The organism is Cupriavidus sp. 01L45, from assembly GCF_056399885.1.
The window spans coordinates 76,957-101,746 of record NZ_JBFTSG010000033.1; the positions used below are offsets into that span (position 1 = coordinate 76,957).

At 68.4% G+C, this 24,790-nt stretch carries 12 protein-coding genes; 7 read left to right on the plus strand and 5 right to left on the minus strand.

Annotated features, from left to right (window positions below):
* The first annotated feature begins 52 nt into the window (after positions 1 to 52).
* From AC1DT6_RS22445 to AC1DT6_RS22455, 3 genes are all read left to right on the plus strand, one after another.
* Positions 53 to 745 (plus strand): PspA/IM30 family protein, encoded by a 693-nt coding sequence (locus tag AC1DT6_RS22445; protein WP_477111515.1) that lies wholly within the window; start codon positions 53 to 55, stop codon positions 743 to 745.
* Between the two features lie 52 nt (positions 746 to 797).
* On the plus strand, positions 798 to 1,457 hold the full coding sequence (locus AC1DT6_RS22450; protein WP_441626918.1) for an OB-fold-containig protein: 660 nt from the start codon (positions 798 to 800) through the stop codon (positions 1,455 to 1,457).
* 80 nt (positions 1,458 to 1,537) lie between these two features.
* On the plus strand, positions 1,538 to 3,304 hold the full coding sequence (locus AC1DT6_RS22455) for a flotillin family protein (RefSeq protein ID WP_477114902.1): 1,767 nt from the start codon (positions 1,538 to 1,540) through the stop codon (positions 3,302 to 3,304).
* A gap of 76 nt (positions 3,305 to 3,380) precedes the next feature.
* On the opposite strand, the gene AC1DT6_RS22460 is transcribed toward AC1DT6_RS22455, so the two are convergent.
* On the minus strand, positions 3,381 to 4,358 hold the full coding sequence (locus AC1DT6_RS22460) for a Bug family tripartite tricarboxylate transporter substrate binding protein (protein WP_477102277.1): 978 nt from the start codon (positions 4,356 to 4,358) through the stop codon (positions 3,381 to 3,383).
* 107 nt (positions 4,359 to 4,465) lie between these two features.
* Between AC1DT6_RS22460 and AC1DT6_RS22465 the strand changes: the two genes are divergently transcribed.
* Entirely contained in the window at positions 4,466 to 5,434 is a 969-nt protein-coding gene (locus tag AC1DT6_RS22465) for a LysR family transcriptional regulator (RefSeq protein ID WP_441626924.1), read from the plus strand.
* A gap of 94 nt (positions 5,435 to 5,528) precedes the next feature.
* On the opposite strand, the gene AC1DT6_RS22470 is transcribed toward AC1DT6_RS22465, so the two are convergent.
* A complete protein-coding gene (locus tag AC1DT6_RS22470; RefSeq protein ID WP_441626926.1) occupies positions 5,529 to 6,527 on the minus strand; it encodes a Bug family tripartite tricarboxylate transporter substrate binding protein in 999 nt (332 codons plus the stop codon).
* 165 nt (positions 6,528 to 6,692) lie between these two features.
* Entirely contained in the window at positions 6,693 to 8,321 is a 1,629-nt protein-coding gene (locus AC1DT6_RS22475; protein ID WP_441626928.1) for an acyl CoA:acetate/3-ketoacid CoA transferase, read from the minus strand.
* A 161-nt stretch (positions 8,322 to 8,482) separates the two neighbouring features.
* On the opposite strand from AC1DT6_RS22475, the gene AC1DT6_RS22480 reads away from it, so the two are divergent.
* The 3 genes from AC1DT6_RS22480 (at position 8,483) to AC1DT6_RS22490 (ending at position 10,171) form a co-directional block, all read left to right on the plus strand.
* Positions 8,483 to 9,277: an IclR family transcriptional regulator domain-containing protein gene (locus AC1DT6_RS22480; protein ID WP_441626930.1), complete on the plus strand. Its 795-nt coding sequence runs from the start codon at positions 8,483 to 8,485 to the stop codon at positions 9,275 to 9,277.
* Positions 9,278 to 9,405: 128 nt separating this feature from the next.
* Positions 9,406 to 9,555: a hypothetical protein gene (locus AC1DT6_RS22485; protein WP_160172222.1), complete on the plus strand. Its 150-nt coding sequence runs from the start codon at positions 9,406 to 9,408 to the stop codon at positions 9,553 to 9,555.
* 70 nt (positions 9,556 to 9,625) lie between these two features.
* Entirely contained in the window at positions 9,626 to 10,171 is a 546-nt protein-coding gene (locus AC1DT6_RS22490) for a GNAT family N-acetyltransferase (RefSeq protein ID WP_441626932.1), read from the plus strand.
* Here AC1DT6_RS22490 and AC1DT6_RS22495 read toward each other — a convergent pair.
* Both AC1DT6_RS22495 and AC1DT6_RS22500 read right to left on the minus strand, forming a co-directional pair.
* On the minus strand, positions 10,168 to 10,599 hold the full coding sequence (locus AC1DT6_RS22495; RefSeq protein WP_441626934.1) for a hypothetical protein: 432 nt from the start codon (positions 10,597 to 10,599) through the stop codon (positions 10,168 to 10,170). The two genes, AC1DT6_RS22490 and AC1DT6_RS22495, sit on opposite strands and share 4 nt — an antisense overlap.
* Before the next feature lie 163 nt (positions 10,600 to 10,762).
* Positions 10,763 to 24,403: a filamentous haemagglutinin family protein gene (locus AC1DT6_RS22500; RefSeq protein WP_477114903.1), complete on the minus strand. Its 13,641-nt coding sequence runs from the start codon at positions 24,401 to 24,403 to the stop codon at positions 10,763 to 10,765.
* Between the last annotated feature and the right edge of the window lie 387 nt (positions 24,404 to 24,790).

Genomic DNA, 24,790 nt, shown 5'->3' on the forward strand with positions numbered 1-24,790 from the left:
TTGCGCCGCCTTTGCTGCGCGGCGTCTTAACGTTGCACCGAGGAATCACATCATGACGACAGAAGGCCTGGGTAACCGCGTGAAACGACTGCTGACCGCCAATGTGCACGCGTTGGTCAGCTCGCTGGAAAGCCGTACGCCGCAAGCTGTGCTGGAGCAGTACCTGCGCGAGTTCGACGAGGTGATCGCGCAGGCGCGGGTCGGGCTCGGCCAGCACGAGGCGGCCAAGCACCAGGCCGCCAAGGCCATCGCGCGGCTCAACAACGAGATCGAGCGGCTCGACGAGCAGGTGACGATTGCGCTCAACCACGGCGACGACGACGCGGCGCGCGCGGGGACCGAGCGCCAGATCGACCTGGAGGACCAGCTCGGCACGCTCAACGCCAGTTTGCAGGAAGCGGTGGAAAAGTCCGTGGCGACCGAGACCGACCTGCTGGGCCTGCGCGCCAAGCGCGCCGAGATGGAACAGGCGCTGGCCGGGATGGTGGCCGCGCGCGCCGTGGCCGAACGCGCTGGCGGCAGCGGCAGCGCGCCTGCCGGGGCCGGCGCGGGTGTCCGCGCCGAGCAGCTCGAACAAGGTTTCAACCGCGCCATGACCGCCGCCACGGGCGTCGCCGGCCTCGGCGTCGGCAGTTCAGGCGCCGACGCCACCCTGCTGAAGCGGCTGGAAACGCTGCACAAGGAACAGCGCATCAACGAACGGCTTGAGCGCCTGAAGGCCGGGCGCGACGGTACCCGCTCCTGAGCACCGGACAACAAACGCCGATCCCGACCGATTCAGCACAAAAAGAACCCAAATGAATCAGCTGTTATTGCCGGGCAATGCCCCGTTCGTGGTGGCGATTGGCCTGATGGTATTGATCGGCGTGCTGGAGGCGCTGGCCCTGCTGCTGGGCCTCGGCCTGTCGCAGCAGGCCGACAGCTTCCTCGTCACGCATTTCGCCATCGACCACAGCGACGCCAGCGCGGCCGATGCGGGCGCGATCGGCCAGTTCCTCGGCTGGCTGCATGTGGGACGCGTGCCGCTGCTGATGCTGGTGGTCCTGTTCCTGATGGGCTTCGCCATCGTCGGCCTGGTCCTGCAATGGGTGCTGGCCGCGGCGGCCGGCCATCTGCTGCCGGTGCCGGTGGCGGTCGTGCTGGCCACGCTGGGCGCCCTGCCCTTCGTCCGCATGACCGGTGGCCTGGTGGGGCAGTACTTCCCGCAGGACGAGTCGTCCGCCGTTTCCGAGCTCGACTTCGTCGGGCGTGTGGCGCAGGTCACCGTCGGCGAGGCTTCCAGCGGCAATCCGGCGGAAGCGCGCCTGGTGGACGAGTATGGCCAGCCGCATTACATCCGGGTCGAACCGGATGTGCCGGGCCAGCGCTTTCCACGCGGTGAAACCGTACTGATCGTCGCGCGCGCATCGGGCACCTTGTATCGCGCCATCGTCAACCCGCGGCCCGACCTGCTGTAGCGGCACCGCGGGTGCGGCCAGCCAGCCGTCTTTGTCTTTCCACGGTCTCTTCCAAGTTTTCAAGGAGCGTCTGAATCAATATGGATTCCATCATCTTCTGGGGTGTCGTCGGCCTGGCCGGCGTAATCGGCCTGTGCATCATCGGCCTGATCTTCTCGCGCCTGTACACGCGCGCCTCCGCCGAACTCGCCTTCGTGCGTACCGGCCTGGGCGGGCAAAAGGTGATCATGAGCGGCGGCGCCATCGTGCTGCCGGTGTTCCATGAAATCATCCCGATCAATATGAACACCCTCAAGCTGGAGGTCAGCCGCGCCTCGCGCGACAGCCTGATCACCAAGGACCGCATGCGGGTCGACGTGGTGGTGGCCTTCTTTGTGCGCGTCAAACCCACCGTGGAGGGCGTCTCCACCGCCGCCCAGACGCTGGGCCAGCGTACGCTGGCGCCGGAGAGCCTGCGCGCGCTGGTGGACGACAAGTTCGTTGATGCGCTGCGCTCCACCGCGGCGCAGATGAGCATGCAGGACCTGCAGGACGCGCGCGAGCAGTTCGTGCAGGGGGTGCAGAACACCGTCGCCGAAGACCTGACCAAGAACGGACTGGAGCTGGAGAGCGTGTCGCTGACCAACTTCAACCAGACCTCGAAGGAGTTCTTCGACCCCAACAACGCTTTCGACGCGGAGGGCCTGACCAAGCTCACGCAGGAAACCGAGCGCCGCCGCAAGGAGCGCAACGAAGTCGAGCAGGACACCGAAGTCTCGGTGCGCGAGAAGAACCGCGATGCGCTGGCCAAAAAGCTGGAGATCGAGCAGCAGGAATCGTTCATGAAGCTCGAACAGGAACAGCAGGTGAAAACCCGCACCGCCGAGCAGAACGCGCGCATCGCCTCCTACGAAGCGGAGCGCCGCCAGGAAGCCGAGCAAAGCCGCATCACCGCCGAGCGCCAGGTGCAGGAGTCCGAGATCCAGCGCGAGCAGGCCGTGCGCACGCGCAAGGTTGAGGCCGAGCGCGATGTGCGGGTCAAGGAGATCGAACAGCAGCGCGTTACCCAGATGGCGGCCATCGAGCAGGCCAAGGTAACGGAGATCGCCGAGCAGGAAAAGGCCATCGTGATCGCCGCCAAATCGGAAGCGCAATCGCAGGCGCAGGGCCGCGCCAACGAGGCGCTGGCTGAAGCGGTCAAGGCCGAGCAGATGGTGGAGACCACGCGGCGTACCGCCGAAGCCGACCGGGCCAAGCAGGTGGCCCTGATCGAAGCCGCGCAGGAGGCCGAAACCCAGGCCGTGCACGTCACCACGCAGGCGCGCGCCGAGCGCGAGGCGGCGCAGATGCAGGCCACCGCCATCGTCGAACTGGCCGAGGCGGCGCGCAAGAAGGGGCTGGCCGAAGCCGAGGCACAGCGCGCGCTCAACGACGCCATCAACGCGCTGTCGTCGGACCAGACCAGCCTGAAGTTCAAGCTGGCGCTGCTGCAGGCGCTGCCGGGCGTGATCCAGCAGACCGTGGAGCCGATGAAGGCGATCGACGGCATCAAGATCATCCAAGTCGACGGCCTCAACCGCGGCGGCGCCGTGGCGGGCACCGGCGACGCAGGCAATGGGAATGGAAATGGCAACGGCAATCTCGCCGAGCAGGCGATGTCCGCCGCGCTGTCCTACCGTGCGCATGCGCCGCTGATCGATTCGCTGCTGAAGGAGGTGGGCCTGACCGGCGGCTCGCTGCAGGGACTGGTCCCCGGCCTCGCGGCAGCCGCGGCGCACCAGGAGGATGCACAGGTATTGCCGCTGACGCACGCCAGCCACGCCGCCGGCGGGCCAAGGATCGAACCGGGCAACGCCGCCAGCAACTGACGGCTGGCCGGCTACGCCGCTGAAAACGGGCCGCATGCATTGACCGCATGCGGCCCGCTTTTTTTTGCCTTCTTGCTCAGTCCAGCTTCGCGCCCGACTCCGCCACCAGCGTCTTCCACACCGGCCACTCGCGCGCAAAGATGGCCTGCGACTGGGCAGGCGTGCTGCCCACCGGACGCAATCCAAGCGCGGAGAAGCGCGCCTGCATGTCCGGCGTCTGGATCAGCGCCCGCACCTCTTCATCCAGTCGCGCCACCACCGGCGCGGGCGTGCCGACCGGCGCCAGCAAGCCGATCCAGCCCAGCACCTTGAAGGCGTTGTCGTCCATGCCGGCTTCCGCGAAGGTCGGCAGGTCCGGCAGCACCTGGCTGCGCTGCGTACCGGTCACCGCGATCGCCTTGAGCTTGCCGCTCTGGATGTAAGGCTTGGCCGACAGCACGCTGGCCACGGCCCACTGCACCTGGCCACCCAGCAAGTCCTGCAGCATGGGCGCTTCGCCCTTGTACGGCACGTGCACCATCTCCCCGTGCGTGACCTTGCTGAAGTAGGCGCCAGCCAGGTGCGGATAGGAGCCCACGCCCCAGGACGCGTAGCTGACCTTGCCCTTGTGGGCGCGGCCGTAATCAGCCAGTTCCTTGACCGACCTGACCGGCAGCGACGGTGTGGTGACCAGCACCAGCGGCGCATCGGCGATCACATTGACCAGGGTCAGGTCCTTGCGCGGGTCGTAGGGCAGCCTGTTGTAGAGGAACTGGTTGGTCAGCACCGATTGCGTGATCGTGACCAGGAGCGTGTAGCCGTCCGGCGCCGCCTTGGCCACCGCATCGGTGCCGATGATGCCGGAGGCACCGGCCTTGTTATCCACAATGATGGGCTGGCCGAGCTTCTTGCTCAGTTTTTCGCCTAACGCACGCGCCACGATGTCGCTGCCGCCGCCGGCCGCGTACGGCACCACCACGCGCAGCGGCTTGACCGGATAGGCGTCCGCCATCGCATGGGAGGTCATGAGGGACGTGCCGCCAAGGGCCAGCGCGAGAAAAGCGCGTCGAATCATCTGTGTCTCCTGAAATCTTCTTTTAATGGTGAGGGACATGCTTACCGACTTGAGAAAATACGTCCAATGCAATATTTTTCAGTTTTCCATGCATTAAAAGCAAAATCATGGGCCTGCGCCGCCTGCATCATTTCGTCACGCTGATCGAACAAGGCAGCTTTGCGCGTGCCGCCACCGTGCTGCACCTGTCGCAACCGGCGCTGTCGCGCAGCATCCAGGGCCTGGAAGCGGAGTTCGGCAGCCAGTTGCTGGACCGCAGCTACGGCAAGGCGCGGCCCACGGCTTCCGGCAGCATCGTGCTGGAGCGCGCGCGCCGCATGCTGCGCGAGGGCCGGGAACTGCGGCGGGATCTCGATCTGCTGCGCGATGTGGAGATGGGTGAAGTTAGCGTGGGATTCGGGCCGTTTGCCGCGGCCTTCCTGATGGAGCCGGTGCTGACGGCGCTGCTGGCACGCTATCCAAAGCTGCGCATCGATATCGAGATCGCGGACACGCCCTCGATGGCGCAGAAGCTCAAAGCCGAGCAACTGGACTTCTTCGTCGGTGAAAGCCAGAGCCTGAAAGAGCAGCCCCAGTTGCGCATCGAGCGGCTGCGCGCGCTCGAAACCAGCTTCTTTGTGCGCAGGGACCATGCGCTGGCAGCGTGCGGCGCGATCGCGCTGACCGAGCTGCTGGCGTTTCCCGTGGCGGGGCCACGCATCCCGGCGCGGGTGGCGGAGTTCTTCCGCGGCCGCATCCACGCCGAAGCCGGCGAAGACGCGCGCGAACTGCTCACCGTGACCTGCGACGACATGCACACGCTGCGCACGCTGATCCTCAACACCGATGCGGTCGGCCTGGTACCGCGGGCCATGATGAGCGCCGAGGAGGCAAGCGGCACGCTGGTGCCGCTGCAGGTGACGCCCGCCATCGATCTCAAGGCCGCCTATGGCCTGGTCTCGCTGGCCGGGCGTTCGCTCTCGCCAGCGGCGCAGGCGCTGGTTGCGCTCGTGCACCAGATACTGCCCGGCCATCCGGCCCTGGATGACGAGCCGCGCGCGGACAAACCCGTGCCGTCCCGGCCTTCGGCGCAGTGAAAAGAAAAAGGCCGGACAACCCCCGCGTGCCCGGCCTTTCCTTCCCTACCGACCCGATCCGGCCGGCGGCTGCAGGAGACTAACCTCAGTCGCCTCAGTCACCCCTGATGCCGTTGTCCTGGATCACCTTGCCCCACTTCTTGTAGTCGTTACGGATGCGCGCCGCCAGTTGCTCGGGCGGCTGGTAGGCCGCGACCGTGCCCGCGCCCAGCAGCTTTTCCTGCACCACCGGATCAGCCAGCGCGGCCTTCAGTTCGGCCGACAGCCTGGCAATCACATCCTTGGGCGTGCCGGCCGGGGCCAGCAGGCCGCCCCAGGCGGTTGCCTCGAAGCCGGGGAAGCCCTGCTCCGCCACCGTCTTCACATCGGGCGTGAAGCTAACGCGCCTGGCCGAGCCCACGGCGATGGGCCGCAGCTTGCCGGCCTTGATGTGCGGCAGCGCCGCGATCATGTCGGAGAACATCATCGGCACCTGGCCCGCCAGCAGATCGGAGATCGCCGGCGCGCTGCCTTTGTACGGCACGTGCTGCACGTCGAAATGCCCGGTGCTCTTGAGCAGTTCGGTGGACAGGTGGCCAAAGCTGCCATTGCCGGCGCTGGTGTAGTTGAGCGCGCCGGGCTTGGCCTTGGCGCGGGCGATGTATTGCTGCAGGTCGGTCACTTCGGGCATGGCCTGCGGGTTGACCACCATGACGATGGGCAGGTCGTAGGCGGAACCGATCGGCGTGAAATCCTTGAAGATGTCGTAGCCCTTGCGGCTGATCAGGTGCGGAGCCAGCAGCGTGGGCGTGGCCAGCACCATCAGCGTGTAGCCATCCGGCGCGCTCTTGGCGACGGCTTCCGCGCCGATCGTGCCGGAAGCGCCCGGGCGGTTGTCCACCAGCACCGTCTGCTTGAGCGATTCGCCCATCTTCTGGCCGATGATGCGCGCGGCGGTATCGGTCGGGCCGCCCGGCGGGAACGGCACCACCAGGCGGATCGGTTTGGACGGATAGGCTTGCGCGAAGGCCTGCGGCGCGCACAGCGGCAGCGAAACGCCCAGGATGGCCGCGCCCAGGCGGCGCGAGAAAATACGACGGCTTGTCTTCTGCATGATGTGTATGAAACGTAATCCAGCAATGACGCGTGCCGGCTTCACAGCCTGCGCGCGCGTCGGCGATCCGGCAAAACCAACGGGAAAGACAGGACAAAGCTTCGATGGCCTCCTCCATGACCGGTCATGGCCGGCCGTTAGTTATCGGGCAGCTACCCAGCGGCCTCAGAGCCTCAGCGGACCGGCGCGGAACAGCCGCGCATCCATGGTGCGCAGGTCGGGCGCCACGGCGACCGCGGTGGCGCACTGGTCCAGCACATCGCGCTGCAGGTCGATGCCCGGCGCGATCTCGATCAGGGTCAGGTGCTCCGCGCCGATGGCGTCGGGGCGCATCTCAAAGACAGCGCGCTCGGTGATGTAGAGCACGGGGATGCCGAGCGAGGCCACATAAGGGCCGTTGAAGCTCAGGTGCGAGACCTGCGGCACGATCTTCTTCACGCGGCCTTCGCGCACGATGCGCAAGGCGCCGTCTTCGGCGCGGACTTCCAGGCCGCCGGCGGTGAGCGTGCCGACGAAGACCACTGCCTTGGCGCTCTGCGTGATGTTGATAAAGCCGCCGACCCCGGCGATCAGAGCTTCGCTGCCTTCGCCGAACTTGCTGACGTTGACGTTGCCATGCCCGTCCAGCTCGGCCAGCCCGAGGATGGCCAGGTCGATGCCGCCGCCCTCGTAGAAATCAAACTGCGCAGGCTGGTCGACCACCGCCTCCGGATAGGCAGAGGCGCCGAAACTGAGGCCGTCCGCCGGCGTGCCGCCGATCGGGCCGGCTTCCACCGTGAGCGTGAAGCCGTCGACGCCGGCCTCCACCGCCAGCATGCCGACCGCTGCCGGCATGCCGACGCCGAGGTTGACCACGCGCGGCTGCCGGCGCGCCAGTTCCAGCACCGCGCGCCGCTGCACGATGGTGCGGGCGTCGAGCACGGTTGGCGCCGCCGGCGCGGGCGCGCTGGCGGCGCTTGCCGCCTCGCCTTGCCACGGTGTGACGTAAGCCGGATTGAACGACTCCGCGAACGTCATCTGGTGATGCGCCGGCTCCTCACTCACCACCACGTAATCGACCAGGATGCCGGGCACATGAATGGCCTGCAGGTTGTCGTGGTGATCCACCAGCGATTCCACCTGCGCGATCACGATGCCGCCGGAGTTGTGGGCGGCCTGCGCCAGCGCCAGCAGTTCGTGGTGGAAGGCCTCGCGGTGCGTGCTCAGGTTGCCGCGGGTGTCGGCGGCGGTGCAGCGGATCAGCGCGCAGTGGATCGGGAAGCTCGGATAGAACAGGTATTCGTCGCCGCGGAAATCGATCGCCTCGACCCAGTTCGCGCGTCCTTCGGCAATCGCCTGCTGTGCGCTGCGGTTGACGGCGCCGCCATGGTAGCGGCTGTCCCGCGCCGTACGCGGATCGACGAAGGTGTGCAGGCCGATCTTGGTCATCACGCCGGGCTTGCCGCCGGCGATGGCGCGGTACAGGTGCGTCAGCACGCCCTGCGGCAGGTTGTAGCCTTCGCACTCCTCGGCCATCGCAAGCGCCGCCAGCCGCGTGGCGGAGCGCCAGTGGCCACCGACGATGCGGCCGGTCATGCCGGCATTGCCGAAGTGGTTCACCCCGCGCGCGCCGCGATCGCCCTGCCCCGCCGAATACACCAGCGTCAGGTCGCGCGGCAAGCCGGCTTCCAGGAAACGCCGCTCCAGCGCGTCCGTCACCGCTTCGGCATGGCCGGCGCCCACGAAGCCGGCACTGGCCACGGTCCACTGGGATTGCACGAGCGCAGCAGCCTGCTGCGCGCTGATCACCTTCATGGCTGTCTCCATCGTGTTCTTCTTGCCGGTCGTCTCTCGTTGTGAGTCGGACCGCGTTTTGCGAACATTTGTTCGCAAAACGCATATCATACGGAGTCATGCCGGCTTCGCGCAAGTGCGCTTAGCGCACTAAAATCCCGCTATTTCGCTCTCGCCATTCCATGATCAGCCCCGACAACCCCCACGCAAGCCCGCAAAAAAAGGAAGAGCTGCTCGATTCGCTGACCAACGGCCTGGCGCTGCTCCGGCTGTTCGCCTCCTGCACGGGCAGCCTCACCATGCAGGAAGTGGCGGAGCAACTCGACGTCACCCGGGCAGCCGCGCGGCGCCTGTTGCTGACGCTGCAGCACAACGGATACGTGGCGCAGGACGGCCGCGACTTTTCCATCACGCCGCGCGTGATGGACCTGGGCTTTGCCTACTTTGCCTCGATGGACCTGCCGCGGCTGGCCGGGCCCTACCTGAAGGCGCTCGCGGTGGAAGCCGGGGAGACGTGTTCGCTGGGCGTGCTCGACGGCGAATCGGTGACGCTGGTGGCCCGCGAGGAGCCGCAGCAGATGCTGCGCGTCGACATGGGAGTTGGCCGCCGCATGCCGGCATACGCGCACTCGCTCGGCCGCGTGCTGCTGGCGGGGCTGGACGACGCGGCGCTCGATGTCTATCTCGCGACGGCGCAATTGCGCAAGCTCACGCCGTTCACGGTCAGTTCGCGCACGGCGCTGGCGCGCACGCTCAGGCAGGTACGCAGCGATGGCTACTGCACGCTGGTCAGCGAACTGGTGGACGGCTACGCGGGCATCTCGGTGCCGCTGCGCGCGGCCTCCGGCAAAGTGGTGGCCGGGCTGGGCTTCAGCATGGTGCTGGGCAGCCGCGACGCGGCGCACCTGCTACGCCACCACCTGCCGCCCCTCAGGCGCGCCGCGGAGGAAATCGAAGCACTGCTGCGCACGCGCTGAATAGCGCCGGCGGGCCGCCGGACTGGCGCGTAAGCCACATTGACCACGCTTTGCCCGAGCCTGAGGCGAGACAGGCGCGCACGGCCTAGAATGGAAAGCGGGCCAGTTCATTGCCACAGGAGCGCGCCATGATTGCCTCGATCGTGCTGACTTTAGCCGTCCTGCTGCTCTATGTGTTTGCCGTAAGGGCAGTTTTCTTCCGCAAGTCGGTGGTCTACCCCACGCACACCCACCCCCTCCAGTACTGGTGGCACCGGCTCACGCACCGCCGGGGCTGACCGCCGCGAAGCCATTGCCTGCCGCCGGCCCGCCGGGCCGGCACGGACCGTGTTTGACCGTACCACCCGCATGACTATCAGATCGATCGACTGGGCGCGCGACGGCGCCGGCATCCTGAATCTCGACACCAGCTACCGGACCGATCGCATCTACGCGGTAAGAAGCGGCCCGCTCGGCATCTGGCTGGTGGAACAAATCCTGGGGCAGCCCGTACTCAACCACTATGACGCGTCGGGCTTCGAGCAGGATTGCGCGCGGGCGGATCACGCGCTCGTCTTCGAAAGCGCCAACGGCGCCATCTGCGGCTTTGCCACCGTCAGGCTCGAGCGATGGAACCGGTCGGCCATGCTGAGCGCGATCTTCGTCGCCCCGTCATTCCGCGGTACCGGCATCGGCCGCGTGCTGCTCGGGGAAATCAACCGCCTGCTGCAAGCTACGCCAGCCCGCTGCCTGCGCGCGGAAACGCAGAATACGAACTATCCCGCCATCGGCTTTTACCGCGCGCTGGGATTCTCGCTGTGCGGGCTGGACTGGGATCTGTACGACCCTGACACCGCAGGCACGGAGACGGCGCTGATCTTCACCCGGCCCGTGGTGCGGAAGAACGCTGGCTAGGCACCGTGCCGCGGCGCATGGCGAAAGCCGATCCAGGCATGCAAGACACCAGCATGCGCGAACGAAGCGATGCCGAATGCGAGGGCAATACCTATGCTCCACAGCGCGGCCTCGATCCCGGGCGCGGAGGCATCGGCCGTGGCCACCACCGGCGCCACCATTTCCGGCAGCGCGCCCGTGCTCCAGCCCAGGATCAGGAGCATGGCGCAGCCGGCCGACATGCCCGAAGACAAGTACCGCACGGCCAGCATCCCGCGCCGCGCGAAGGCGGCCCGCCGATGCAGCTGGTTGATCCGCAGGATCGCCACGGCATTGGCGAGCGCCACGATGACCATCAGCGACGGCCAGAAGACCGGATGATCGCTGCGGGCGTCGCGCATCAGCAGGACGCCGATGGTGAGGAACGTCGGCGCGGCCAGGGTCGCCATGCAGCAGGACAAGGCTTGCCACGCCCACCACGGCCTGCGCCAGAGCAGGCCGGGCGATAGCTCGCGGCCGGCGGCAGCGCTACGCGCGAGTCGCTCCATCCCTGTATCCCCGCCCATATCGAGGCCCACCCGCGCACCGCATCCGGATGGGCCCCGCCCCGCGTCAACGCCGGAGATTGCGGCGCTCCGTGGCGGTCAGCTGGCTGAGCTGCGCTTCGCTCAGCTCCATCTGGCCCAGCACCTGCACCACCCCGTTGGGGTCGTAGCTGGCCGGCGCTGCCCTGGCCCCTTCCCTGGCCTTGGGCGTGGCATCGTCCCCATCCGTCCCAAAGCCGAGCACGCGCACGGTGAAGATCGACGGCAATCCCTGGCGCGCCGCGGTGCGCTCGCGCTGCATCGCGTCCTGCGCGGCGCTCACCGCCTGCGATGCTACCGCGCTGGCGTTGCTCAGCGCGCCGACGTTCACCGCGGCCAGCACGGGAATGCCGGTCGCCTTGCCCTGCACCTGGATGTTCTCCGCATTGACCACCCGCAGCGCGGCCAGGTTGACGTTGCCGGACACGCGGATGCCCGCTTCGCCGGCATCGATGGTGCCCAGCGGCGCGATCAGGTCGATGTCGCCCTGCGGCACCTCGGGGATGGGATTGAGCGTGGCAATGCCCGCGCCGGTGTTCGGCGTGGTCGGCGACAGGCTGACCAGGCCGATGCCGTCGTACACACGCCGCTGCGGCGTGTAGACCACGGTGGACTTGGAACCGCGCCCGGCGTTGATATCGCCCTGCGCCGACCACGCCAGGATGTTGCCGCCGAAGGTGGTGAAAATGCGGCTCTGCCCCAGCAGGATGCTGCCATTGGCGTAGATCTGGATCTCGCCCGCCCCCTGCGTCAGCACGCCCGAGCCTTCGCCGGGGACGAAACCGCCATCCACGCCGACCAGCGTGCGGCCACCCGGCGTCATGATGTTGATGTCGCCGCCGAAATCGGTGTGGATGCCGGCGTCCAGCAGGTCGTACACGCCGATGGTGGCGGGCCTGCCGGCTGCGTTGTGCTCGTCGCGCCGCAGGTAGGTGACGCCCTTCAGCGGCCGCTTGGTCGCGGGGGCATAGGTCGGGTCGGCGTAGTAGTTGGCGCTGCTGAACATGGTCAGGTCGCCCTGGTAGGCGAGCGCGTTGCCTTGCGCGTCATGCGTCGGGAACAGCGTGGCGATGGCTTCGCGGCCGCGCAGGTAGCTGCCTTCGCGCGGGCCGCCCGCCTGGTTGTATTCGCGGCCGGATGCCTTGAGCTCGGCGTAGTACACATTGCGCAGGTAGGCGCGCTGCTGTTCCGGCGGCAGCGCGGCGAAGAACTGACGCGCGTCCATGCTCGCCGCGTCGAAATGCAGCCCCAGGCCGTTGTGGCCGCCGAAACGGTCGCGCAGCCAGTTAACCAGGTGTAGCTGACCGGCCAGCCCGTACTCGCGCTGCAGGTCGCGCCTGGCGGCGGGCTCGCCGCTGGCTGCCGCTTGCTGGCGCGCGCGGTCGAGTTCCGCCTGCTTGGCTTGCAGCCAGGCTGGCGCGCCTGCCTCGTCGCCGGCGTAGCCGAACTGCGCGCGCAGCCAGTCAATCAGCTTCAGTTCACCGCTGTAGATAGTCACCGCCTTGCCCGGCTGACCAGCGAACGCCCGGCCCGGATCGGCCAGGTTGGCCGGGTCCAGGTAGCGCGCGGCGAAGGCGTTGAAGTCCGGCCCGTTGCGCCCCACGCCCGCGGCCACCGCGATGCCGGCACCGCTGCTGCGGTCGCCCGGCGTCACGTTGCCTGCGACCGGCCCGATGCTCTTGAGCTCGGCCCGGTCCGCCATGTACAGGTCGCGCCCGGCGCTGACTTCCAGCAAGCCGGGCCCGGCCACGTAGAAGCTGCTGTAGCGGATGTCGCGGCCGGCGGAGACCACCGATACATCGTCCGCGTTGTCATGCACGATCAGGTTGCCGCGCGCGCTGCCGCCTAAGACCGCAGTGGGTTTTTCAGCGAACGTGCCGTCTCCGCGGCGGGCCGGCATGTACCATCCGCGTGCCCCCTCCGGCGCCAGTTCGTACTCGCCCAGCGAGGTCCCGGCATTGACGAGATCGCGTCCCGCGTGGATCGCCACCGGCCCCCCGCCTTCATACCAGGTGCTGTACGGGCCTGGTGCGCCAAGGTTGTTTCCGCGATAGACGATCGTCCCGGTGCGCAGGCCGATGATATCGCCCTCCACCGCGTAGAAGCGGGCCGGCTGGCGGCCTTCGGCCACATAGCCCGAGGCTGTCGGCGACGTGAGGCTGAACAGCGGGTAGATCTGCCCGCTGCCCGCGGCCGTCATGTTCGCCAGGAACGCGCTGGACGGCAACCCGTCCGGGCTGATGTTGCTGATCTTCAGCGTCCCGTAGTGGATCTTCTCGGTGCTGCCCACGAAGGCCGGGTTGAACGGATTGGGCAAGGCCCTGGGATCGGCGCCCGACTGCGTGACCGCATAGCCGGCGGCATAGATGGAATCGGCCGCCAGCAGCTCCAGCTGGCCCGCGCCGGTGCGGGCATACTGCGGACCCACCGGCGACGGCGCGAGTATCACCGCGGTGGCGGACTGTACCGGCTTGTTCGTGCCGTCAATTGCGCCGGTGCTTGCGTTGCCGTAGTAGAGACTGCCGCTGGCCGCCACCGCGCGCAGCATCGACGGCATGACGAAGCGCCCGTCGGTGGCCGAGTGGTTGCTGTCGCGCCGGTCATCCGCCGCGGCGGTGGACGGCGTCATATTGCCGCCCGCGCTGAACAGGTCGATGCCGGTGGCCGGTGTCCACAGCGAGAACCAGCTCCAGCCCTCGCCGTTGTAGCGGATGCCGTTGGCGGTAAATGGCGTGCCATTGGTATTCAATGTCATCCGGCCAGCGTCGCCGACCCCGCCCAGCACCAGGTCGCCTCGCGTATCGATACGTACGCCGGCGTCGCCCGGCACCAGCACCGGCCCGCCGCCGGCGATGGACGACGTGGCCTTGTAGACGTCGTAGGCACGCGACTCTTCCGGGTCGGCGCGGTCGAAGCGCAACTCGATGCCGCCCACCGAGCCGGCCTCCACGCGCAACGCGCCGCGCAGGTTGACGAAGGTGCTGTTGAGGTCGCTGCGCACGCCCTGGTAGCGGGTCAGCGGGGTAATTTCGCCGGAAGGGGACGCGAAGGCGCGCACTTCCGCCACGGGATTCAGGCCGCCGCCGATGCGGATGTCCAGGTCGCCGCCGCCGGTCAGCGTGAGCTGCCTGCCATCGGCCGAGACCCGGCCCGTGCTGGCAACGGCCAGGTTCAGGCCCTGGCTGCGCGACAGATAGATGCCGGTCGCATCCATGCGCGGCGACAGCATGCCGGCGTCGCCGCCGGTCTCCAGCACCAGGTTGCCGCCACCGAGCGTGCCGATGCCGGTGAACCCGACCAGGAACGGCGCGCTCCCGAACAGTTCATAAGCCGAGCGCGGGCCGGCGACATAGCTGCCAAAGTTGACCCACCAGGCGGTAGGCACGCCTTCGCTGCCCGCCACGGCACTGCCCGTACCCTGGCGCCACAGCCAGTTGCCTACGGCGCTGTTGTCGTAGTGGGCGCGGATCGTGCCGATCGCATCGTCGCGTTGCTGGCTGGTACCGCTGCCGATCAGGTCACCCTTGACGTCGCCCTGGGCCCGTACCAGCACATTGCCACCGCGCTCCGGGTACCAGGCGCGGTACATGCTCTGGCCGCCGCCATCGACGAACGGCACGAACGCCGCACCGTCCGCGCCCAGCAACGTACCGTCCTGCGCGCTGGGGAGTGGCACGTCCTTGGCGCGCGGCAGGTTGTAGGCTGCGCCCACATTTGCGGACTGGGTCCCGGCGGTATAAACACCGAAGGGCGAGGTCATGGTGAAATCGCCGCCGGAGATCAGGTCCAGGTCGCCCGTGCCGGTGCGCAGCACGCTGAACATCTGCTGGCGGGCCGGCAGCATCTCATCCTTGTACACGGCAGGGGTGCCGTCCTTGACCTTGACGACCAGTTCGCCCAAGCCAATGTTGTTCAGGTCGCCGATCGCGTCGCCAACGCCAAAGCCCTCGACGGGCTCGCCCGGCACGCCCCACCCATAATTCACGACGTCGGGACCCCACACCCACTCGGATGGCAGGCCCGTTCCAGGCACCAGCGCTTTGCCCGGCATCAGCCCGTAGTGCGTGTCGGCCAGCAGCATGCCCGCGTGCTTGCTGCGGGTCTGCAAGGCGCGCGTGTCCGCGGCCTGCGTGTCCGCGCCGCTCACCAGCCGTATCGACCACGACTGCGAGCCCTCGGCCAGCATCGGCGCCAGCGCCCAGTTGCGGCCCTGGTTGCCGCTCGCGTCGCCGGTTCGCAGCGCCACCATGGTGGCGCCGCCGGGCAGCTTCACCACGGTTTCGCTCGGCACCACCGCGCCCTTGCGCAGCATGAGCGCGCTCGCAAGGACCACGCCGTTGAAGGCAGGATCCGCCGAGTCCTTGATGGTGCCATTGGGGAACGGCAGCGGCACGCCGGCAGGCCAGGTCATGGCGGCCACGCTGGCCGCGACCGGCAGGCGGTTGCCGGCATCGAGCTGCATGCCGCCGGCCAGCGGCACGTCCCTGGCCAGCACCGTGCCGGCGGCATGGATGACATTGCCCTGCGCGTCGCGCACGGCGCCGCCCAGCACGCTGCCCGCCGGCAGCACCAGGTCCGCCGCCAGCGTGGCGCGTGCCGCCAGCACCGTGCCGGCCCGCAGGCTCATGGCCTTCATCGGCAAGTCGTAGTTGAGCGTGCGGCCCGACTGGAAGAAGGTGTCTTCCGCCAATGTCACCAGATCGCCGTGCGGCACCACCACATCGCCGCCCCAGGGCACGCGCCCCTTCACCAGCACCCAGCCCTGGTCGTCCGGCGTGACTGGCAGGACCGAGGCATCGAAGCCATCGGTCAGGCTGCCGTAGATATTGAGCTTGCCGCCCGCGCGCAGCACCAGCGCGCCGGATTCTCCCGAGCCGTAGACGCCGGTCTGCTGCGTGTGCGGATTGACGCTGGCGTAGCGGTAGCGCGACAGATCGATGTCGCCATCGATATGCAGGTCGCCATCGGGCGTGGCGCTGACGATCTCCACGCCGGGACGCAGGTGGAAGGCGTCCGCATAGCCACGCAGGCCGGCGAGCTTGCGGTTCATCAGGTCGCCGTTGGCCAGCGCCTTGCCCATGAACTTCAGGCTGTCGTCGTGCTTGCGGTCCAGGTAGGCCTGGTCGATCACCTGGTAAGGACGGCCATCCGCCGCCAGGTCGGTGCCGGCGTCCGCGTCCCGGTACGTCCAGAAGCCGTTGACGGAGATCGACCGGGCGCCGTCGACGCGCACCGCGCCGCTGGCGTCGATGTCGATATCGTTGCCGGTCGCGCCACCCAGGCGCCGGGCATTGAGGTCTACCGTGCCGAGCGTCTGCGCGTTGGCGCCGGCGCGCAGGTCCATGCGCGCGCCGCTTTCCAGGGTGAGCCGGCCGGTGCCGGCATTGATTTCGATGGTCGCGCGGTTGGGCGCTTCGATGATCTGGCCATAGCTGTCCACGCGCAGCACCGTGCCGTGGGCGTCGAGCACCGCGCCGCCTGCAATGGTGACGCCTTGGCGCCCCGCCAGGCGGATGCTGCCGACCTGTTCGCCACTGGCATCGATGGTGCCGGCCACGGTGAGCTTGCCGCCGTCCACCGATACGCTGACTTCGCGGGCCTTGATTTCACTGCCCACCGTCAGGTCGCCCTGTTTGAGCTGGAAGCTGCGGCTACCGAAGAGCTTGCCGTCGTTAAGGCGCTGGTTCAGTCCGGTGAAGCCGGCGATATGCTGGCCGCGGATATCCGCGCCGCCGGCCGCGAACGGCACCAGCGTGCCGCCGGCATCGTAGTGGCCACTGCTGCCACCCAGGATGCTGCCACCCAGGTCGACGGTGCCCGCACCCGCGCCCAGCGCAAGCGCGGTCAGTTTGCCGGCGCGGTTCTCCACGGCGGAGAGGTCGATGCGGGAACCGGCCGACTGGCGCACGTCGCCGTTGCGGCTTTCAAGCACGACATCGCCGCCCCAGCTGTATTTGCTGACGTCGTAGAAGTCGATCTTGCGGCCGGCCAGGTCGAGCCTTGCGCCATCGCCCAGCACCACGTCGCGCTCGGCGGACACGGTGAGCTTGCCGCTGGGCAGCAAGACCGTGCTGTCCAGCGTCACGCTGCCGCCATCGAGCGCGATCTCCGCACCCAGCGCGTCGGCAAGGGTCTTGCCGGTCAGCGCCACCGGGGCCGCACCGGCGGGCGCTGCCACGCGGATATCGCCGCCGGCGGTGATCTTGTTCACCGATCCGGCGTGGCCGGTCAGCAGCGGCGTGTTGAGACGGAGATTGCCGCCACTATAGGCGTAGCCCTTGCGCGCGTCGTCCCATGCGCCTTGCGACTGGTAGACCGCGAGCGAGCCCCTGTGGTTGGCGGTGATGCGCTCGCTGGCGTTCAGGTCGACGTTGCCAAAGCCCAGGATCAGCCGGTCCAGGCTGTGGATGGTGTCGGGGCGGCTGCCAGGTCCGTAGCCGAATTCGATCTGCCGGGCATCGGCCTGCAGCCGGCCGCTGCCGGTGCCGGCGCCATTGGCCGCCACAAGTCCCGGCGCATTGGTCGAGCCGTTCCACACCAGGACATCGGTATGAATACGCGCCAGCGCATCGGCATTGCCATAGCCAAAGATCGCCGGCGTGCCCAGCACCAGCCGTTCCAGCGACGACTTGCCGGTGGCCGGGTCGATGGTGGACAGTTCCACCGAATCGTAGAAGCGCACTGCATCGCGCACGTTCAACACCAGGTTTTCCAGCGCCGGTGCGCCCTGGCTGGTGTCGCCCTTCAGCAGGCGGTCCAGGATGCCCTGGTTCAGCGTCAGGCCCGCGGGCAGCGCGTTGCGCGCGGCGACGGCCGCGAGCGAGGCTTCGCTGCCGGCGTTGACGCCCCCGACCGACAGCACCAGATTGCGCGTGCCGTAGCGGGCCGCGTCTCGCAGGTTGAAGCTCTGGTCCGTGGAAGCGGCGATCGTGCCTTCGGAGTAGAGCTGCGTCACGCCGCTGCAAGCCGCACCTGGCGCGCAGGCGCCAATGTCGATGAACCCGGCGCCGCGGGTGGGATCGGTGCTGTAGCCCGGCGCCAGCATGTCCAGCCACCCGTTGGACACCGCCAGCACGCTCAGCGCATCGGGCTGGTAGATGAAGCCGTGGGTGGAATCCCAGGCGGCCTTGCCCTGCCCCAGCGTGTTGATGCCGGCCCCCTGCTCCACCACGATGCCGCCGGCCTTGGTGTTGGTCACGAGGAAGACTTCGGCGGCCTTCAGCACAGCGCCAGTGCGCAGGACAATGTTCCCGGCGCCGGTGTCGAACGTGGCGATGTTGGCGCGCTGCGGCGTGCCCGTGATGGGATCGAGGTAGCGGACCGAGGGCAGGCCGCCGATGCCGATACGCGACGCGCCGATGGCATTGATGTCCGCGGCGTGCAGCGAGATGCCCCTGAAGCCCGGCGTCGGCGCCGTGCCGGCGGCCAGGATTTCGTAGTCGACGCCGTTGTTGCCGAGCATCAGCGCGCTGCCGCCGAAGCCGCCTTCGCCCGGCGTGTACAGCGTGCTGCCCGCGAAACGCAAGGCAGGCGCATCGCCAAGCGAGCCTTCTCTCACAGGCAAGGCGAAGTCGAAGCGCAGCGTCTTGGCATCGCGCTCCAGCAGGGCGCGCGGCACGCCGTTGCGCACCGCCTCGGCCTGCGCGAATGCAGCGTAGCTGGTCTCGTTGTACTGCGAGTAGGCGCGCAGCACATCGGCCGGCGTCAGGAAGACCTGCGTGGGCATGGCATTGCGGATGCCGGTGCCGGCAATGCCCATCTGCGCGGCCGTGGTGTACGAGCCATTGCGCATGGCAATGGTGCTGCCCGCCGGCATCGCGCCCGCGGCCATGCCGTTCAGTTCGACGCGGAATGCGCCCGGCAGCAAGGCAAAAGTGGAAGGCAGCAGCGTATAGGTGCCGGCGGGCAGGCCGGGAACGCCGGCGCCGATGGTGATCTGCCGGCCGATGGAGGGGTTGCTGGCCCCCTTCTCGGCGACGACCGGCGCGTAGCCCGCCTGCGCGCCGGGCACGATGGCGTAGACCGGGTTGGTCGCCAGGTCTGGCAAGGTGAAGCCGCCCTGCGCGCCCACCTGCACCAGCGGATTCATGCGCGCATCGACGGAGCCGCCGCGCCCGGCCAGGAAGGCCGCGCCGGTCAGCGTGCCGCCGCCCGTCATGTCCAGCACCGCGCCTTGCCGCACATCGATGGCATGGCCAGCCAGGGTGATGGCCGGGGTGTTGCCCACGCCCTTGAACTCCACGTCCTTGCCGTCATGGATATAGCTGAGCCCGTCGAGCGAACCGCCATAGGGCATGACCAGCCCGCTGGCGCTCACCGAGGTGACGCTGCCCGGCCGCAGGTTGACCAGCCCGGTGACCGTACCCGTGCCCGTGGAACCCACATTGATCTCGCCCAGCGGCGCGCGCAGCACGCCGCCCTGGTTCACCGTGGCCGCGCTCAGGCTGAGCCGGCCGAAGACGGAGTACGGCGCCTCCGGCAGCGTATCGCCCACGCGCTGGATATCGAGATGGCGCGCGGGGTCGAACTCGCGCAGCAGAGTGCCCCACTCGTTCACATAGTTGCGCTGCCCGACCACCACCGTGCCGCTGTCGCCCATGCCCGGATAGATCTGCGCGGCCGCCAGCGTCAGGTTGCCCGGCACGGTCAGGGATGCCGCGCGGTACATGCGGATATCGCCGCGGCTGCGCAGCGTCATGTCGTCGAAGCCGTTGCGCTCCACCTCCAGCGGCGTGTCCGCGTTGCGATTGATGGTGCCACGCACGCCGGCACTGAGCGTGCCGGCCAGGTCCAGCAAGTCCGCCTCGACCCGCAGCGCGGACCCTTGCGCCACCGGCGCCACCTTCCCCGCGAGCCTTGCGGGGTTCGGCATGATGCTGTTGTCGAGCTGGCCGCGGGAAACGCCGGCCAGGCGCACATAGGGCGCGGCCATGCTGACCGCGGAGACGGCGCCAGCATGCTCCGCGAGGCCGATGGCGCTGGCCGTCAGGCGCAGGCTCTGCGCCAGTGCCAGGTTCACATTGCCGTCGAAGCTGATGAGCCCGTTGGCCAGCAGCGCCACATTGCCGAAGCCGCCGGCATCGATGCGGTCCACGCCGATGCGCGCGGTACCGTAAGCGAGGGCCGCGTCGCGGTCTCCGGCTTGCAAGCCGTCCGCCAGGGCACTGCCGCCCTGCGCTTGCGCCAGCACCAGTTCGCGCGGCAGGCGCACCGCGTCTTCGACCCCGGGGCCCTTCTCGGTCAGGTTGGCCACCGGGCCGTAATTGGGCGTCTCCAGGCTCAGCGCCAGCGTGCCGCCGGCAGCGCCGTGGCCGCCGGACGCCGCGCGCAGGCTGCCGTCCAGGAACAGCCCGCGGTAGGAACTCAGCGCAATGACGCCACCGTCGCTCGCCACCGTGGTGGCGCCAAGGCCGGGCAGGTCCAGCACGGCCGAGGTGCCGGAGGCATCCAGGCGCGCGCCGGGGCGCACCACGACGAAGGCATCGGCGGCGTCCACCTGGGTGGCGTCGAGGTCATGGCGCGCGCCAACCTCGATCTTGCCGCCCTGGCCGACATGGCCGTAGACGCGCCCGCGTGCATCGACGGCGGTAACGGCGCGGCCCGCGGCATCGAGCACGGCGCCGTTGCCGATCCAGATCGACATCGTATCGGCGATGCCGTTGGGACGGCCCGCGTCGCTGCCGGTGCCCAGCGCGCCGGGCAGCACGGCGATGTTGCCGCCCCAGGCGTTGAGTCGGCCATCGATCGTGATCTGGCCATTGCCCTGCAATGTCAGCGCATGGCCCGGATCGACGCTGACGGTCGCGCCCTCTCCGATGACAAGCGGCGCCCGCGTGAAGACGGAACCCGCGGAAAGCGCGAGGTCCGCGCCGCCGCGTTGCGTCAGCCTGGCCTTGGCCGCGTCCTCCTGCCACAGCGGGGGGAGCCAGCGTTCCAGAGCCCCCGCGGGATCGGCACCGGTTGCCAGGGCGTGGCCCGCGGCAACATCAAAGCGCAGCACCGGCATCAGTACATCCAGCGCGGCGCCCCTGGCCACCTGCACGCCCTGGTGACTGCCCACGGCATAGCGTGAGAAGCCACTCTGGAACAAGCCGCTGTCGAGCACCAGCAACGGTTTGACCGCCACGGCATCCGGCAGCTTCGTGCCTGCCAGCAGCCTGGTGCCTTCGGCCAGCACCACTTGCCTTGGCAGCGGCGTGCCGGCCGCCAGCGTGATGTTGAACTCCGGCACGGGCATGCCGTCCGGAAACGCGTCCGCGGGCACCACGTAGCCTGGCGCCATGTTGCCGGACACGCGGTTCAGTACCGTACCCGCGGGGATCACGTTGCCGTTGGCGTAGAAGTTGCCCCTGGTGTCCTGAATGAAGAAAGTACCGTTGGTTCCGCGCGGCACGGTCCATGCTGCCTTCAGGGTGTACGGGCGCGACGTGCTGAAGCCCGGGTTGCCGGCCATCGCCTCCCCTGGCGCGACGATATCGGACGCGAACGTGAAATCGCTGGCGAGCACCGTCCCGGCAGCCAGGGTGACGGCCTGCGCCAGGGTCAGGTTGACCGACACCGATTCACCCGCCGGCAGCAAGCCGCTGTCGGCCAGCAAGCCGCCGCCGATGGCAACGCCGATGCCGGTATCGATGGTGAGCGTGCCGCCGCCCCTGACGCCGTGGCCGCGCAGCTCGCCATCCATCCGCAGGGCGCCGGAGCCCTTGCCAGCGGTGTCGTTCTGGTTGGACATCAAGGTGATGCTGCCGCCGCGCCCGCCCTGGAGCTTGCCGCCCGGCAGCAGCGCCGCGCCCGAGGACACGTCGGCCAGGCTGCCCGCGCCGAGCGCGACATCGCCGCTACTGCTGATCGTGACCGTGCCGCCGTTCACGTACGGCAGCCCGTGGATATCGGTGGGATCCTGCTTGAGATTGGTCCACAGGCCGCGCGCGTCCAGCTTGACGCCAGGTCCGACCATGACACCCGGCACATAGCCCTTTTCCGTCGGCACGGTTACCGGGACAGCCAGCCAGCCGCCGCCGGCGTCGCTCGTGAACCGGTTGATCATGTTGCCCAGCGCGATGCCACCGCCGCGCGCCGTGAGGCCCGCCTTGACGTCAACCTGCGTGGCGTGCAGCGCGATGCTGCCGCCCGTCGCCACCTGCACGTCGCCGCTCACTGCGATGCCATCCATGGCATAGACTCTCAGTGCGCCCAGGCCAAGCCCGTTGAGCCAGCCGGCATCCAACCGGATCGTGCCTTGCAGGTCTTCCGGCAGCGCGTCCGTCAGGGCCAGCCCGGACGCAATGCGTTGCACGGCGCCGATATCCACCTGCTTCGCCACGGCTTGCGGACTGTCGCGCAGCGTACCGCCCTTGCTGTCGTAGACCGGCATGACCTGGCCGATGATCAACTGGCCGGCACGCGGCGCGGCGGCCTGGGATTGCCTGTAGCCGTCCAGGCCGCTGTCGGGCGCATTGCGCTGGCGGTCGCCCTGGAATACGGTGGCGTCGATATTGCCCTCCAGCACGGCCGACCGCGTACCGACGACCACCCGCCCGGCATCGCGCCCGACCGTGTAGCCGTTCTCCAGCCGCTCGCCCGGCGCGATCAGCGGGCTGAGGAAGTATTCCGTGGTGTTCTTGCCCCAGCGCGCGTGCGTGTCCTCGAAGCCGCGATACAGCCCGGTGTAGAGATTGTCCGCGGGCGCCGTGGCCAGGTTGTACAGGCGCCCGTCCGCTCCCTTGAGCCAGGTCTGCCTGATGGTGCCGCTCTGCACGTTCAGCGAACCCCCGGAGACGTTGATGCCGGACCCCGCCTGCGTGACCAGTTCGCCGCCGCTGAAGCCCACCGTACCGCCCTGCGCGGCCCATTCGCCGATGCTGTGGCCGCCGGTGCTCAGATAGCCGCTGACTTCCAGCAGGCCGCCGCCCGTGTACATGCGCTCGGTGGCATAGCCGTTGGTGCCCGCGGCGACGCGCACCAGGGTGCGGCGGTCGATCCAGATATTGGCGTTAATAAGCAGCTTGCTGTCGCGGTTGAGCGGCGAGTCCCGCTGCTCGTTGCCCTGCACGTTGACCATGACGTTGTTGGATTCCATCGCCACGCTGACGCCCACGGCGCCGGCCACGTCGATCGCGGCGCGGTCCGCCACGCGCGTGCGGCGCACGGCTCCCACCATCACCTGGCCGCCGGTGGCGAGCGTCATGGAATCGGACTGGAAGTCGACGTCGCCGCTGGAATCGATCTTCACGAGCGACTGGTCGCGCCGGTTGTAGGCGCCGTCGCTAAGCCGGGTGGAATCCTTGACCAGCGCGTCGCGCTGCGCATCCAGGGCCGTGGCGTTGCTGTCGTCGAGCAGGATGGCGCTGACGCTGTTGGGCGCCAGTGTCACGCGGCTCCCGGTGTCGCCCGTGGCCTTCAGGTGCAGCGTGCCGCGCGTGTTGACCGAGGTGCTCGCGAGAGCGACGCCCTTCTGCTCCACGTTGCCGCCGGTCAGGGTGATGTCGCCGGTCGCGGCCTGGATCCAGCCGCTGTTGCTGACGAGCCCGGCCAGGTTGCCGGCATTGCGCCGCACATCGACTTCGTTGCCGCGCGTGCTCGAATCCTGGTTGGCGTCCGTGCCCACGCCCTTGCGGATGATAAAGCTGTCGCCGGCCGCCAGCGTGGTCTGGCCGCCGGGCGTCACGATGGTGCCGCGGTTATGCGCCTCGCGCCCGGCCAGCAGGACGTAGCCGCCGCCTTCCGTCACCGATTGCGGCTTGCGCGTTTCGATCCGCGCGCCGGCTTCCACAACCACGTCGCCTGTGGCATTGCCATGCGAGGAAGTCGCAGTGCCCACGACCAGGTCGTTGGCGAGCGTCGGCACATAGGACGCGCCCAATGCGTCGCTGTAGAGCCCCTTGCGGAACTGCGAATCGGTCATGCCCACCGCTGCGGCCATCAGGTTGCGCGTATTGACCTGGCTGCTGCCCGAGAACACGATGCCGTTGCGGTTGACGATCATTACCGTGCCGTCAGCCTTGATCTGCCCCTGGATCTGGCTGGGACGCGCGTGCGGATCGTTGACGCGGTTGAGCACCGCCCAGCTCGGCTGCTGCTCGAAGCGCAAGGTGGTGCTCTTGCCGACGTTGAACGTCTCCCAGTTCAGGATAGCCTTGTCGGCGGTCTGCTGGACGGCAACCTGCGTCCTGCCGTCGACGACCTTCTGCCCGGTTTCCTTGTCCAGCGGCCGCGCATTGATCCAGCCCGCGGTGAGGCTGTTGGTGTCCACMTTCAGGCCGCCTTCTGCCAGGCCGTCGGGGACCGATGGGTCATTCATCGCAGCCTGGCGTGCCGCCGCCTGCGTCGCCTGCATGGCGGCGATGCCGCGCGCCGCCGCATTCAGGTTATCGATGGAGTGCCGCAGTTGTTCGTTGGCGCGTTGCTGCTGTGCGAGGGGGTTGGTCAGCGATGCTGCCGGCTGGCCGTTGGGCAGGCGGCCGGTTGCAGCGGCCGTGTCCTGCATCATGTTCTTCTGCGCCATCCAGGCGCGGCTGAACGCCTGTTGCGCATGCGCGCTGTGTATTGTCCCGCCCGCCGCCACGAGCAGTGCGATGGCGTGGGCCACGGGCCTGATCGTGAGTACCGTCCTGCTGAATCGCTCCGTCTGTCGCGAAGGCATCTTCTTGTAGTGAACGCGCTTATCCATTCTGGCTTTCATCCCCGTCAAGCAAATTCGGCGAGTCCCGCTCGCGTGTATTGCCTGGCGAACCGGTCCTGCGATTGTGTCCACCGACGGTTTGCTGTCGATGCTCCTGGGATCTAGACCGTTGGGGGCGGGGGAATCGGCAAGGTTTTATTTGAAGATTTCGTGACAGGGGGATGGGGGGTAGGGGGTGGGGGGGGTGTTGGGGGCTTTTGGTTGCTGCTGACGTTTGGGGGCGGGGTTTTATTGCTTCTAGCTGCTGTCGCGGCTGTACGGGGTTGGCCGTTTTCGCACACGGAGGTGTCACTTTTCTTTACTCGCCCTCCATGTCAGGATACTTGTCGCCTCCGTTTCCTTAGTGAAGCAAAATGGAGGGCGGTGTGCGAATAG